This window comes from Cedecea sp. NFIX57 (assembly GCF_900177785.1).
Classification (GTDB): Bacteria; Pseudomonadota; Gammaproteobacteria; order Enterobacterales; family Enterobacteriaceae; genus Cedecea; species Cedecea neteri_C.
Genome location: NZ_FXAS01000019.1, coordinates 1 through 14020 on the forward strand (window position 1 = coordinate 1; position 14020 = coordinate 14020).

The window sequence follows — 14020 nt, forward strand, 5'->3', positions numbered from 1 at the left end:
CGACTGGCCAGGGGCCGGCCGTCGGGAACGGCCGGAGGTTGAGAGCGTCGGGAACGCATCTCAGCCGACCCAGGACTGGGAGATAAAACGGAGGTTTGCCGCTTCAGCGGTCGATTTATTTCGCCGGGAGTCCGGGTTCTTAGGGGAGTGACGGTGACTCCCCTAAGACGTTCACCGGTGCGGGGGCTGCATGTAAAGCAGGACTGGAAGTGAACGGAACCTTAACCAATCCTGCATAAACATGAGTATTGCTGACAGGAAATCGCCCCCACTACTCCTCAAACTCAATCGTCTCGCCCTTCAGGCGGCCCTCAAGTTTGCGCAGCAGGCGGTAAATAGCGGCCACCGCTTTTAGCGTGTCGCGTGGGATATAGGCGCCTTCTTCGGTGGTGCGGTAAAGATTACGGGTAAGCCAGACGTAGCGAACCACCGGGATATTGGCGGCGTGCGCCAGTTTAATCAGCGCTTTGGCGTCTTCGTCCTGCGCTTTAAACAGCAGCACTGGCAGCGGCGTTTCGTCCGGCAGATAGCGCAGCCCCACGGCGTAGTGCGTCGGGTTCACCAGCAGCACGTCGGCTTTTTCCATCTCCTGTGGAGTGACTTTTTTTGCCGGTGCGTTGAGGATTTCGTGGGCGACATGCTTACGGTGGCCTTTGGTATGCGGGTCACCTTCCATCTGCTTGTACTCGTTTTTCACGTCCTCGTGGCTCATGCGGTTTTGCTTGAGGAAGAAGTATTTCTGCAGCGCAAAGTCAGCCACCGAAAACACCAGCATCACGCCAACGATGGTGTGGGCGAGGGTTTCCAGAATCGCCACGCCCGCGTGCCAGAAACCGTCCAGCGTGCCGCCTGAAAGATTGGCCATTTGCGACAGGCGGGGTTTGATCAGCAGCCAGAACACCACCGAAAGGGTGATGGCCTTCAGCAGGCTGTTGAGGATCTGAATAAACTGCTTTACCGAAAACATCTCTTTGAATTTATTCAGCGGGTTCAGCGCCTCAAGCTTCGGGGCCAGCGCGGCGATGGCAAACAGCGGGCCAAACTGGATCCAGCCTGCGGCAATGCGCAGCAGGATCACGGTGCCCACCGTCATCATAAAAAACACCCCGACGGTCAGCAGCGCGGCGCCGCCAACTTCTCCTAACGCCTGATTGAAAGGGCTGCTGAGGCGCATCAGCGGCAGGAGCATCAGCGCCTGCAGCTTTGCCATACTGGCCTCCATCATGGAAAAAATCAGCTGCAGGACGCCGAACATGATCAGCAGTTTGGGGATGTCCTGACTCTGGCTGACCTGGCCTTTTTTACGCGCCTCCTGAAGTTTATGGGGGCTGGCCTTCTCTGTTTTTTCACTCACGGCTTGGCACCCTCCGAAGCGGCGTTACCAGGTGGTTTGACGGGCGGGCAGAATATCCGCCAGGTGCGGGATCATATCGCGCAGGCCGCTGAACTGGTGGCCGGCGAAATACTCCAGCGTGGGCAGGTAAAAGATGAAGAACAGCAGCCCGGCGATGCACTTCAGCGGCACGGTCAGCACTGTGGCCTGCAGCTGCGGGCTGTAGATGCTGAGCACGCCGACGGCAAAATCAAGAAACAGCAGGAGCAGCACCAGTGGACCAGCGTACAGAATGGTATCGATAAACATCTGCTTCACCTGGCCGAGGAACACCAGGAACCCCTGCTCGCGGAAGTCGGGTAGCCAGCTGTCCACCGGCCATAGCCGATAGCTGTCCCAGATAACCTGGGTGGCCAGCGAAAGGCCAAAATTGACGATCAGCACCATCATCGACCATTGCAAAAGCATGTAGCCGAGCGGCGTTTCGTCTGCGCCCAGGGCCGGGTTAAGCTGGCCGCCACTGAGCGCCCCTCGCTGGTTATCAAACAGCACGCCCACTGACTCAAACAGCCAGAAGGGAAGCGCCAACAGGTAACCAAGAAAAATCCCCAGCACCACTTCTTTCAGCATCATGGCGACAATGCCCCACGGCGTGTGCGGGGCGTGGGTCAACATCGGGACAATGGTCGGCGTGACAAAAAGCGCCAGCGGCACGACAACCGCCGTGCGGATCATCCCTTTCAGGGCAGAGAACGCAAACAGCGGCGTCAGTAGCACGCACGGGTAAACACGGGCGATTGCCAGCCCAAGTCCCAGCATGCCGTTGAACATCGGCGTCAGTTCGGCGGCAATCATCGCAGGGTTCCGGACGCGGCCATCATGTTGAAGGCGGACTGCGCCAGCTCCACCATTTGCAGGCCAATCCAGCGGCCGCTCAGCGCCAGCGTGGTGCCCACGGCCACCAGCTTGATGGCGAAGGGCAGGGTCTGATCCTGGAGCTGAAACACCGCCTGCAGCAGGGACACCACAATGCCCACCAGCACGGCGACCACCAACGGCGGCGCGGAGAGCACAACCACCATCAGCACCGCCTGCTTAAACATGTAGATCATGTCCATAACGTCCTCACATATAGCTGTAGAACAGGCCGTCCAGCAGGCGCGTCCAGCCGCTGACCATGACAAAAAGCAGAATTTTGAGCGGTAAAGAGATGGTCATCGGCGACACCATCTGCATCCCCAGCGCCAGCAACACGTTGGAGACAATCAGGTCCACCACCAGGAAAGGGATAAAAATTAAAAAGGCGATCTTGAAGCCGTTTTGCAGCTCGGACAGCACGAACGCCGGGATCAGGATCAGCAGGTTGTCGCGCTGGTGGACGACCTTCTCAGACAGATCTTTCGGCCACATGCGCTGGCTGTTTTCCATCAGGTGCGTTTCCAGGTCCGGGTCGCTGTTGCGCAGCATAAAGTCGGTCAGCGGCTTAATGCCGTACTGCAAGCTGTTCTCTAAGCGCTCGGCGCTGGTGGTATCGAGAGGTTTCTCTTTGAAGCGGGTTTGCATCCCGTCGAATACCGGCGCCATCACGAACAGCGTGGCGGCCAGCGCGATGCCGTAAAGCGCCATGTTGGGCGGCGTTTGCTGTACCCCAATGGCGTTTCGCGTCAGCATCAACACCATCGAAATCTTCAGAAAGCTGGTGGTGATCATCAGCAGCAGGGGCAGCAGGGAAATGGCCCCCAGCAGGATGGCCAGCGCCAGCGGATTGAATGAGCTGATATTCTCGGCCATCACACGGGTTCCATGGCCGTACCCGTCTGGCGGAGCATGCGGGTGACCTGGAAGCCGAGCGTACCGTTAACGTCCACCAGTTCACCTTTTGCCAGCAGGCTGTTGCCGTGGCACAGCAGAGCCTCGCCCGGCGTGACGTGCTGAACCAATACCGTTGATCCCGCGTCCAGCTGCTGTAGTTCGCCGAGCGTCAGCTGCAAGTTACCGCAGCGGATGGTTAAATCCAGCGACAAGTCGTCGAAACTCCCCCGTGTTGTTTGCCATTCCCCGGCGGGTACCACTTCTTCGCCGTCCTGCTGATCGTCGTACTCCAGGGGGGCGTTCGGGTAAGTCATGGTTAGCTCCTCGCTAAACGTAATGTGTAGTAAGTCTCTGTGAGTGGTTTCGCTCGCCAGTTCCAGGTGAACCTGAAATTGTCGCCGTGCCAGCGGCATAACGCCGTGTCCTTCCGGCGAGAAGAACGTCTCTGAGGGCAAAAGCAAATCTCCGCTGGCCAGGCGGCGGGCGGCACCTGAGGAAAGCTGGAGTTTGCCAACGGTCAGCGGTAACTGAAGCGGAAATTCTGGGTTGAGTGGGGCGATCAGCCGCTGCCAGGCGGGATGCCGGGCAAGCTGATGCAGCGTGTCCCAGGAGAGCGACAACAGCGTACTGGCCTGGGCTTCGCCGAGAAAAACCTCAAAGCGCAGCGTGATGTCAGGTTGTTGCCGTTCTTCGGCAGGCTGCAGAAACTCAAAGAGTTCAGCCAGTTGGGGGCTGAGCTGTTGGCTGAAATAGCGCCAGTACCAGGCATTGTTCTCGGTGGAAACGCCGGGCAGCGCCGGGCAATCGGCCATCAGTCCCAACACCGGCAGCGGGTCGCTAAAAAGCAGCGTGCCAGCCGCGCAGTGAAAAGCTTCACCCGGAATGTCTGACCGGGGCTGCGTTCGGGAAGGTAAGAGGCGAAGTTCACCGGCCAGTTCTTCCCGGAAGAAAGGGAGCCGCCAGCCGCTGCCGATCCAGCGCCGCAGCCGGGCTTCGTCATGTGACTGGGCGGCAAGCATCGGGCGTTTCATACCGCCTCCCGCCGCTTAAAGCGCAGGCGAACTTTTTTCCCCAGACGGCCGCTGAGCGAGCCTTGCCCGTCCTGTTCAAAGCCGCGAACTTTGTCCCAGGCCTCGGCGGAAAAGCCGAGTGCAATATCCAGCCCATCGCCATTGGCCGGGGTCACTTGAGCCACCACTTCACCTAAATCCGGTAGCAGCAGACTAAAACGGGCGGGCAGGCTTTCCTGTTGTTCAATACCTTGCACCAGGTGCGATTCCAGCATGGCACGCAGGGCGGAAGACTGGGATTCACTGGCCTGCTGCGGCTGTTCAGCGCCGCCGAGCGAGCCGTCAAACAGATTGAGCGCCAGAACGGGCATCACCGGGGCTGGTTCATCGTCGGACAGGAGATCGCTGAACTCTTTTTCATCCCGCGACAGCTTCTGGCGATCGCTGGCCCGGCTGGACGAAGACGCGCTGCGAGCGGGCATCTGCGGCATGAAGGGCGTGTTATTCCCCGGCGCGCGTGGTGTGCGAGGTGCAGGCGTTTGCGGGGTGTTTTCCGGCTGGTGGTGTGGCTGCGGAGCAGGATGAGCCTGCTGCCAAAGCTTCGGCTGCGGGTGAGCGTTTTTTAGCGCGTGGTGAATCATAAAGCGTTCCCCTGATTTTGGTTGAGCAAATACTCCATTTTTTCGATGTCCCGCTGGCAGCGCTGCACGGCTGACTGCGCGGCGGTCAGCCGTTCCTGCTGCTGTTGCACCTCTGCCTGTAGCTGGTGCGTGTGCTGAATTTGTTGAATCACCCCTGCGCGGCTGGATTTCTCAACATCCAGCGTTTCGCGCAGGTCGTTAAGCGGCTGCGTGATGCCCGCGTGCTGCGGCACAAAATCATTGCGCAGCTGCAAATAGCCGATTTTCTTTTCTGCCAGCTGCTGTTCGCCCTGTTCGACGGCCTGCTGGCAGCGCCGGAGCTGCTGTTCGTGCTGTCGCTGCTCGCCTTCACAGCGGCGTAAGCGTCGCCGCCGGATGGGCAGCAAAAGCGTCAGTACCTGCTCGAGGGCAACCTGCTGCGGATCGGGTGAGAGCGGTGTTTCGGCCTCGCTATAACGGCGCATAAGCAATCACCTCCTGCAGTTGCTGGCGAGTGTCGACGAAGTCGCTCGGGGCGTGGTTGGCCTGGCGTAAAAACGCGTTAATGGCCGACTGAGACTGCACGGCGGCGTCGGTCATCGGGTCATTTCCCGGCTGGTATTCGCCGAGGCGAATTAGCATTTCGACCTGCTGGTATGCCGACATCATCTGGCGCAGCGTGCTGGCTTCGGCAATGTGTTCCCGTGGAACGACGTTGCTCATGGTTCGGCTCAGGCTGGCCAGCACGTCCACGGCAGGATAGTGCCCGCGCTCCGCCAGGCGGCGGGTTAAGACAATGTGGCCGTCTATCAGCGAGCGGACTTCGTCGGCCACGGGATCGTTCATTGAGTCCTGTTCAATCAGCACCGAATAAAGGGCGGTGATGGAGCCGCGCGAGGTTTTCCCGGCGCGTTCAAGCAGCCCCGGCAGCAGGGTATAGACCGACGGAGGCAGTCCGCCCCGGCCAGGCGGTTCGCCAAGCGCCAGGCCAATCTCACGCTGGGCGCGGGCAAAACGCGTCAGCGAGTCGATAATCAGCAGGACGTTTTTGCCTTTGTTACGGAAAGCCTCGGCAATGGCCGTGGCGGTAAACGCCGCGCGGGCGCGTTCCATGCTGCTGCGATCAGAGGTGGAGCACACCAGCACGGTGCGTGAGCGCAGTTCGGCGTCCAGCTCGTGGTCGAGGAATTCGCGGAGTTCGCGGCCACGCTCGCCAATCAGGCCAAACACAATGGCATCGCACGGTGTGTTGCGCGCCATTTCTGCAAGCAGGGTCGTTTTGCCGCAGCCAGCCCCGGCGAAGACGCCCACACGCTGGCCCACGCCAATCGTCAGTACGCCATCGATGGAGCGAATGCCCGTCGGCAGGGGAGTATCAATTCGCGGCCTGTCCGTAGGTGGGGGGGCGTCGCCGAGCACGCCCCGGGCGTCCGGTGTTTCGCTGGCTAGTGCAAAAGCAGACAAGCTGTCTTCGTCAATGGCGCGGCCAAAACCATCCAGCACGCTACCAAATAAGCTGTCTGATACGCTAATAGAGTGGGGCTGAAACAGCGGCGTGACGCGGGCGCCCTGGGCAATGCCGTCCAGCGGCCCCAGCGCAGAAAGTAAGGTGTGGCGCGGGTTAAAGCCGACCACTTCGGCCATCACTTCGGTATCACCGCTGCGGCTGATTAGACACAGGTCGCCGATGCGCGCCTGCGGCAAACTGCTTTCCAGCAGAATGCCGCTGATGCCGGTGATGCGCCCGTGCGCGCTGACGGCGGAAAGCTGGTTAAGCGAACGGTGGCGCTCTGCAAACCAGCTGTTGAGGTCGTTCTGATATCGCACCATTACCATTTCACCGCGATGTTTTCCTTGCCGCCAAACTGTACGCTGTCGCCGGTAATGCCGGTCAGGCGCAGGCCGTTGCGTTCGTCGCCGACAAACAGGCGCTGCCCGTCTTCGGTCACGATGTTGGCGTTCGGCCCGGCGGTAATTTGCACGATGTGGAAGGGCAGCACGGCCTCGCGCACTTTGGTTTGGTTAGTCAGCATCACCTTAAGCTGATAATCGCTGCGAATGCTGTCCACCATGCGGCTGACAATCGGCAACTGGTTTTCCTGCAAATCGCCGGTGAGCGTAATCCCCTGCGGCGTGCTGGTCAGCTGCACTTTGTTATAGAGCTCCCGCTCGCGCAGATCCTGTTCCACCACGCTGCGCAGTTCATTGCTATTGGTGATCGCCGGTTTAATTTGCGGCTCGTCGTCGCTGTTTTGCTGGGCGATGCCGGGCTGCAGTACCCAACTAAAGATGGTAAAGGTCAGCAGCATCAGGCTGGATAAGGTGAATATTTGCGCCCAGCGGGGCAGAATTCTTGCCAGCAGCGAACGGCGTGCGGCCGGCGCCGGTTTGCTTTGTGTTCCGCCGACAGGTTCGCGTATGGCGGATTCTGGCTCACTCGGGCTGACAGCAGGCAACGGCGGTGGCGGGCGGTTATCCCATTCGTCGTCAGCGGCAGCAAGCGTCAGCCAGACGCCGCCGACGGCGAAGATTTCACCGGGCTGCCAGAGCTGTTGGGCGCTCAGTCGTTCGCCGTGGCGGTGGCAAACGGTGCCCTCCATCGGCGTGAGCATCCAGCCTTCGGCGCTGCGGCTTAGCAGAGCGTGGCTGGCTTTAATACCGCCATCGTTGAGCTGCAAATCGCTGTCGGCGGCGTTACCTAACTGCCAGCGTTCGCCGCTTAACGGCAGCGCCGCGCCTTCATGTAATCCGTTTAATACTCTCAGCTCATACATGGCAGCACCCTTTATGCAGTGAAGGCGTCAAGCGCGTTTTCGTGAATATCAATGCGCCCCAGCACGTTGACCGGCAGGTTAAATTGCAGCTCGGCGAACGACAGCACCGGGACGTGATGGAATTCGTCCTGAATGAGCAGGCGCAGCGGGCTACGTAAATCCTGGGCGGACAGCAGCACGCTGGTTTGCCGCTGGAACAGGGGGAACACTTCCCGTAGCTGCTCCAGCAGCAGGGCGTGCTTGTCCTGGCTTAGAGCGAAGAAGGTTTCGTTCTGCGTCTGCCGCAGGCTGTCACGCAGGATCTCTTCGGTTTCCGGCGTCAGCAGCCAGACCTGTATCCCGCCGTCGTGGCTGTACTGGTGGCAAATGTGTTCTTTGATGTCGATGCGAACCTGGTCGACCAGCAAGCCCACATCGCGCTCGTGCTGGCCATGCACAATCAGCGATTCGGTAATGCTTCGCACCGAGCGCAGCGAAATACGTTCGGCCACCAGGCGCTGCAGCACGGCGCTCAGGCGGGTGATCGGGAAGATGCGCTGGAATTCCTGCGCCAGCTCCGGCAGGTCCATCTCCAGCCACGAGATAATGGCGCGGGTCTCCTGCAGGCCGATAAAGCGCGGGCCGCTGGCAAAGAGCGCTTCTTCCATGCGGGCCAGCAGCAGCTGGTGCGAACTCCAGGATTCCATCTGGAATTTATCCAGTAGCGGATCGTTTTCTTCCAGCCACGCCCAGCCTTTTTCCTGCGGATAGGTTTCGGTGCTGAGTTCGGTGCCGGTCTCTTCCTGGGCCAGCAGGCGGTAGTCCAGCGCCCGCTTGCTTGAGGTAAAGGTGCCAATCACCTTCGGCACTTCATACACCAGAAAACGAAATTCATCGTCAGGCTGGTACGGCGAAAAATCGATGTTGAAGACCGGCAGCGTGAAGCCGTACTGGTTCACGATGCGGTTCCGCAGGCGGCGAATGTCTTCGATAAGCGCCATGGCCGCCGGATCACCCGCGCGAGCCGACGAGAAGCTGAGGACAAACAGGCGGCTCGGGTTGAAGGTACGGATATCTTCTTCGCCGTTGGCTTCCGGGGCGACAACTTCGCCGCCGGTGCTGGTGGCCGCCGCGCGTTTGGCGCGCCACAGCTGGAACAGCCCCGAGCCCAGGGTGATGATGCCGAGCACGATAAATACCGCCGTGGGCATGCCCGGCAGCAGGCTGAAGCAGAACATGCCGATGGCGGACATGATCCACGCCTTGGGCTGGTTGGTCAGCTGGTCGCTGATTTCGCGGCCAATGTTGTTGTTGGGGATGTCTTCGTTGGCCGACACGCGGGTGATCATCATCCCGGCGGTCAGGGAGATAAGCATCGCCGGGATCTGGTCAATCAGGCCGTCGCCGATGGTCAGAATGGAGTAGACATTGGCGGCATCGCCCGCGGCCATGCCCAACTGCAGCACGCCAATACAAAAGCCGCCCACCATGTTAATGCTGAGGATCACGATCCCGGCAATAGCATCGCCTTTCACGAACTTCATTGCGCCGTCCATTGCCCCGAAAAGCTGGCTCTCTTTCGCCAGATCTTCACGTTTGCTTTTGGCCTGCTGGACGTTAATCAGCCCGGCGCGCAGGTCGCTGTCGATAGACATCTGCTTGCCCGGCATGGCATCAAGGGTAAAGCGGGCGGCCACTTCGGCGATACGCTCCGAGCCTTTGGTGATCACCAGGAAGTTCACCACCGTCAGGATCAGGAACACCACCAGCCCCACCGCCAGGTTGCCGCCGACCACAAAGTTGCCGAAGGCGGTGACGATATGCCCGGCGTTTTGCTGCAGCAGGATCTGGCGCGTGGTGGAGATAGACAGCCCGAGGCGGAACATGGTGGTCAGCAGCAGCACCGCCGGGAACGTGGTGAACGCCAGCGGTTTGGGCAGGTACATCGCCGTCATGATAAGCAGGCACGACACGCTGATGTTGACCGCAATCAGCACGTCAATCAGCCCCAGCGGCAGCGGGATGATCAGCATGAACACCACCGCCAGCGCGATGAAAGCCCCGACGACTTCGGAGCGTTGCATGGCGGTAATTGCCAGCCGGTTAAGAAGGTTAAACAAAGCGTTCATGGCTATTCAATCCTGGTGAAGTCCGTTTACTGCGCCAACTGGTTGCGTTTTTCCCACGCGGCGTATTCGCCGTTCAGGGTGCGCAGCAGAAGCAGGGCGTTGCTGCGGGTTTCATCGTTCCCGCCCCAAATTTTTTCCGGCAGCGCCTGAAGCAGCGTCAGCAGGCCGTTGAAAAAGAGCGACTGCTGTAAGGGTTTTTCACCCACCACCTGCAGCCCAAGCTGGGTCAGGTCGCGGGAATAGAAGCCGTTGCGGCACATGCTGAGCAAAGAGCGTGTCATGACATCGGCTCCCATCGTGACGTGGGAATATTTGCTCTTCAGACGGTCGAGGAACTGGGCGACTTCCGACAGCGTGTGCGTAATGGCGCGGGTGTCGTTCAGCCCGGAAAGCAGGCGGCGCAGGGCCGTCGGCGGGGCGGAAGGGGCCAGCGCGGCGATGTCATCGGAAAGCGCGCGCTGTAATGTGCGCAGTGCGGGCACGAAGCCGTCGACGCCAAACTTGTCCAGCAGCACGTCCATGATGTTGTCGGCGGACTGCTGGTTGATCACGCCGCTGTAATAGAGCTTGCGCATTTCGCGCTTCTGCGCCGGATCGCTACTGAACGCGGCAATCGCCGGGGCGGTATTCACCCCCGCGTTAATTTTTTCCGGGTGCTGCTGTTGCAGGTCGGCAAGCATTTGCTCGACGCGTGCCGCCAGCGCCGGATTGCTGCCGTTGCGCAGACGCATCGCCATCAGGCTGAGGGTGACAAATGCGGAGGCCGGGTCGTGATTGGCCTGTTCGAGCAAATCATCCAACGTCGGGGTCTTCCCGTCGCCACCCGACAACATCCGTTCGAAAGCCGATTCCTGCTCGGCCTGCTCTTTCCCCGACGGGCTTTCCAGCAGTTTCCCCAGCTCCACAAGGTGAGTGACCTTGATTGCCGCCACGGAGATACGGCGCAGCTGGGTGGACTGCGTGCGTTGCTCCTCGTGTTTGATTTTCTGCTCGATGCTTTCCGCAAAGGTCGATGCCATCGACTCCTGGGCGGCACCGGGCCGCTGCGGCGCGGGTGCTGCACGGGTAGCGGACGATGAACTGCTCGCCGCGCTCTTGTCGTTGTTAGTGTCGCTGATTAGCTCATCGACCAGCGCGTCCGCCTGTTCGGTTTCGAGACGCAGATTATGGTGATGGTGGTGCTGGGGGATTCTCATGTTCATTGCGGTGTGCCTTACCCGATTCGCCTGTCAGTGTGTGGGCTAAGGCCTGGGGCGGTTCCCCGATAAATAAAAAATTTCCGCCGCTGGGGATGTGTAAAAAGTTGCACAAACTCGTTTTCTGGCTGTGTGTGTTTTTGCTCATATTAATCTGATTTATAAAAATTAAACGTTAATAATCAGTGTGTTAACTTGGTGTTTTTCGCTGGCATGGCGCTTGCTATAGGACGAACTCCTGAATCTATTCCATAAAAGGTGTTCACTATGTCAGCAATGTTTGATTTCGAATCACAGGTTTTCCCGGATGCACAGTCTGCTTTTGAGTCCAACGTTGTGCAGGGCGAGTTTCCGGTGGTTAACTGGGAGCGCGTGATGCGCGACAACGAACAGCGGCTGTATAATTTTATTCGTAAACGCGTGGCAAACTTTGCCGATATAGAAGACCTTGTGCAGAACACCTGGTATGAGGTGATCCGTAACAAGCACAAGTTTTGCGGCACATCGCGCCCGGAAACCTGGATGTTCGGGATTGCGGTAAACCTGGTGAAAAATCACTATAAATCGGTCAAAGTGAGCTACCTGCACGATGAGTTAAACGATGATGTGCTTGGTACGCTGCTGCATTCGGAGCAGCCGGAAGGGGTGACTGAGGGTAAGGACATCCTGTCGAAAGTGTTGCAGCGCATTGCGCAACTCCCTGAAGATTATCAGCAATTATTACAGCTGATCGTTGATCACGATATCAGCTACCAGGAAGCGGCTGACCGGATGACTATTCCTATCGGTACCGTGCGTTCCCGTCTATCCCGCCTCCGGCAGTCTTTGAAACAGGATCTGGGGTGGGACAGTCTGAACTGAGCGAGCGGTGCTTCGTTACTCCCTGAACGAGAAGAATCACACTCTATGAAACAAGACGGCGGGCCGCACCCACGGCCCAATGATACTCAGGCATTGCTGAGCGCCGCTTTCAATAGCATGCGCGAGTTGGTTTTCATTGTTGACAGGGATTTCAATATTGTTTTTGCCAACCACAAGGCGCTCAGTCTTTGCCTGCCGGAAGATGCCGGCCAGGCAAGGGCCGGGCATCTGGTGGGCGAAAATATTTTTACCCGGCTGAGAGGCTATGGCGATCTGCCGCTGCTGGCGGTGGTTGAGCAGCAGTTAGATCGGCCAGAACATTCGCCTTACGGCGATAAAATTAACGCCCGGTTTCAGGCGGCAACGCAGGCTATCCCGGTTGAAGTTTGCCCGAGCCGCTTCGAGTTTCAGCGGCAGAACTGGGTGATGATGGTGGTGTGCGATACTCGCTATCGCAATGATATTCATCGTTTTTACTACGATCGTGAAAACGAACTTCGCGACATTCTGGACAATATGCCGGATGCGATTCTGCGTGTGGACAGTGAACAGAGGCTGCTCTATGCCAACGAAACGGCGCTACAGTGTATGCCTAAGAGCGCGGCGGCCATCGGGCTGAAGATAAATTCGCTTATCGGGGATTCGACGCTGATGGAGCAGATCAGCTGGTCGTTGCAACTGGTGCTGAATAAGCATATTCAGCTGGAGGCCGTGCTGCACGGCTTGCGGTCCGACTTGCGGGTGTCGAGGATTTACCAGGCGCGTTTTATTCCTGAATTTACCCAGCAGCAGACGCTGAAATCCGTGTTGGTGATCGCTCGTCCTGCCTCCCGGCAATATTTTGCCGAACAGCAGGTGCGGCAGACTCACGAACAGCTGCGGCAAATGACCCAGAAGCTGCAAAGTAGCGTCGAAAACGAACGCAAACATATGGCGCGGGAAATCCATGATGAGTTGGGCCAGCACCTGACTTCGCTGCGGGTGGGGATTTCGCTGCTGGGTCAGAACCATCCTGCGCTGCAGCATGAAGTCGAACCGCTCACGCAACTGGTGGATGGCACCATCAAAGTGGTGCGAGATATCGCCACCCAGCTGCGCCCGGCGGTGCTGAATATGGGGCTAAAGCCCGCGCTTATCTGGCTGCGGGACCAGTTCAACAAGCACCGTTCCGGCGTGTGTACGCTGACGATTCAGCCGCTGCCGGTGTCGCTGTGTGACGATGAGGTCACCGCGATTTTTCGCGTGGTGCAGGAGTCGCTCACTAATGTGCAGCGGCATGCCAAAGCGCGGGAAGTGGAGGTGAAGGTGCTCACAAGGGGCAACGTCGTGCTGATTTGTATTAATGACGACGGGCAAGGGTTTGACCCCGGCCAGGTATCAGACGGGGCCTTTGGATTATTGAGTATGCGGGAGCGCTGCATGATGAAAGGTTGGACGTTTAACATCCACAGTTCGCCGGGCAAAGGGAGCTGTGTGCATATCGAGATCCCTTATGCCCTGCCGGCTCCGGCTAAAGTTTATGATAGCGAATAGCAAACTTGATGATGTCGGCGTTGTTGTCGAACTGCATTTTTTCCATCATCCGGGTCTTGTGGGTGCTGACCGTTTTGTTGCTGATGCTTAGCGTTTCTGCGATGCCATTGATGTTTTCGCCGCTGCTCAGCAGGCGGAGGATCTGCTTCTCGCGCTGGGATAGCGTGGCGTAGCGGCGAAGCTGGTCGTTTTCCTGAGTTGAAAAGACGATAGCTTCCGCCAGCGAAGGGTCTATGTAGCGTTGGCGAGAGGCGACGCGATGGATAGCGTGCAGCAGCGTTTGCGGAGCCTGGTCTTTAGTAATGAACCCGTGGGCGCCGCTGGCGAGGACCATTTGGGCGATTTGCGGCTCGTTGTGCATGCTCAACACCAGCACCGGCAGCATCGGCCACAGGCGGGTGATTTGCTGTACCAGCTCCGGCCCGGAGTCGCCGGGCATGGAGAGATCCAGCAGCAGGACATCAACATCGATTTCCGTCAGCAGCGACAGCACCGTTTTGCCACAGCCCGCTTCCGCCACCACTTTGATTTTCTTATCCAGTGAAAAAATCTGTTTCAGTCCCTCGCGCATCAAAATGTGATCGTCCGCGAGGAGGAGTCTGATTGCCATACCGTCTGTCATCCATAATTTATAGTTATTAACTCGTTCTTTTTTATAAAAATAATTATCACGCACGATTTGCAAAGACGCGTGTTAAATGAACATAGCAGCCTCGCTGCGGCGAATCTAGCTTTGCCGGGGGTGATAAGGTTGCAGCTTGTTACAAGTTCTC

The 14020-nt window shown here is 58.5% G+C and carries 14 protein-coding genes; 2 read left to right on the forward strand and 12 right to left on the reverse strand.

From position 1 onward, the window contains the following. Positions 1-271 precede the first annotated feature (271 nt). From sctU to sctW, 11 genes are read right to left on the reverse strand one after another with little or no spacing between them, the layout of a single operon-like run. Complete coding sequence (sctU, locus tag B9Y90_RS16565; protein ID WP_008460983.1) at positions 272-1354, reverse strand: type III secretion system export apparatus subunit SctU; 1083 nt, start codon at positions 1352-1354, stop codon at positions 272-274. Between the two features lie 24 nt (positions 1355-1378). Beyond that, the gene (sctT, locus tag B9Y90_RS16570) at positions 1379-2188 is read right to left on the reverse strand and encodes a type III secretion system export apparatus subunit SctT (protein WP_085541925.1); all 810 of its coding nucleotides are present in this window, start codon (positions 2186-2188) and stop codon (positions 1379-1381) included. Continuing rightward, positions 2185-2451 (reverse strand): type III secretion system export apparatus subunit SctS, encoded by a 267-nt coding sequence (sctS, locus tag B9Y90_RS16575; protein WP_039291380.1) that lies wholly within the window; start codon positions 2449-2451, stop codon positions 2185-2187. The genes sctT and sctS overlap by 4 nt, the downstream gene beginning before the upstream one ends. Positions 2452-2458: 7 nt before the next feature. Then, positions 2459-3124, reverse strand: coding sequence for a type III secretion system export apparatus subunit SctR (gene sctR / locus B9Y90_RS16580; protein ID WP_008460987.1), 666 nt, complete (start codon positions 3122-3124; stop codon positions 2459-2461). Then, on the reverse strand, positions 3124-4176 hold the full coding sequence (locus B9Y90_RS16585) for a FliM/FliN family flagellar motor switch protein (RefSeq protein WP_085541926.1): 1053 nt from the start codon (positions 4174-4176) through the stop codon (positions 3124-3126). Before B9Y90_RS16585 ends, sctR begins: the two co-directional genes overlap by 1 nt. Further along, positions 4173-4796: a type III secretion system HrpP C-terminal domain-containing protein gene (locus tag B9Y90_RS16590; protein WP_085541927.1), complete on the reverse strand. Its 624-nt coding sequence runs from the start codon at positions 4794-4796 to the stop codon at positions 4173-4175. The genes B9Y90_RS16585 and B9Y90_RS16590 overlap by 4 nt, the downstream gene beginning before the upstream one ends. After that, on the reverse strand, positions 4793-5260 hold the full coding sequence (locus tag B9Y90_RS16595) for a type III secretion protein (protein ID WP_085541928.1): 468 nt from the start codon (positions 5258-5260) through the stop codon (positions 4793-4795). Before B9Y90_RS16595 ends, B9Y90_RS16590 begins: the two co-directional genes overlap by 4 nt. Next, positions 5247-6611, reverse strand: coding sequence for a type III secretion system ATPase SctN (sctN, locus tag B9Y90_RS16600; protein ID WP_039291386.1), 1365 nt, complete (start codon positions 6609-6611; stop codon positions 5247-5249). Before sctN ends, B9Y90_RS16595 begins: the two co-directional genes overlap by 14 nt. Then, the gene (locus tag B9Y90_RS16605) at positions 6605-7549 is read right to left on the reverse strand and encodes an FHA domain-containing protein (RefSeq protein WP_085541929.1); all 945 of its coding nucleotides are present in this window, start codon (positions 7547-7549) and stop codon (positions 6605-6607) included. The genes sctN and B9Y90_RS16605 overlap by 7 nt, the downstream gene beginning before the upstream one ends. An 11-nt stretch (positions 7550-7560) precedes the next feature. After that, positions 7561-9657: a type III secretion system export apparatus subunit SctV gene (sctV, locus tag B9Y90_RS16610; protein ID WP_039291388.1), complete on the reverse strand. Its 2097-nt coding sequence runs from the start codon at positions 9655-9657 to the stop codon at positions 7561-7563. A 26-nt stretch (positions 9658-9683) separates the two neighbouring features. After that, on the reverse strand, positions 9684-10859 hold the full coding sequence (gene sctW, locus B9Y90_RS16615) for a type III secretion system gatekeeper subunit SctW (RefSeq protein WP_085541930.1): 1176 nt from the start codon (positions 10857-10859) through the stop codon (positions 9684-9686). A 261-nt stretch (positions 10860-11120) separates the two neighbouring features. On the opposite strand from sctW, the gene B9Y90_RS16620 reads away from it, so the two are divergent. Together B9Y90_RS16620 and B9Y90_RS16625 are read left to right on the forward strand one after the other, a co-directional pair. Beyond that, positions 11121-11714 carry an RNA polymerase sigma factor gene (locus B9Y90_RS16620; protein ID WP_039291392.1) on the forward strand — a complete coding sequence of 198 codons (594 nt, stop codon included), beginning with the start codon at positions 11121-11123 and terminating at the stop codon, positions 11712-11714. Between the two features lie 45 nt (positions 11715-11759). Then, on the forward strand, positions 11760-13247 hold the full coding sequence (locus B9Y90_RS16625) for a histidine kinase (protein ID WP_085541931.1): 1488 nt from the start codon (positions 11760-11762) through the stop codon (positions 13245-13247). Here B9Y90_RS16625 and B9Y90_RS16630 read toward each other — a convergent pair. Further along, complete coding sequence (locus tag B9Y90_RS16630) at positions 13225-13857, reverse strand: response regulator (protein WP_008461003.1); 633 nt, start codon at positions 13855-13857, stop codon at positions 13225-13227. The two genes, B9Y90_RS16625 and B9Y90_RS16630, sit on opposite strands and share 23 nt — an antisense overlap. Positions 13858-14020: the final 163 nt, after the last annotated feature.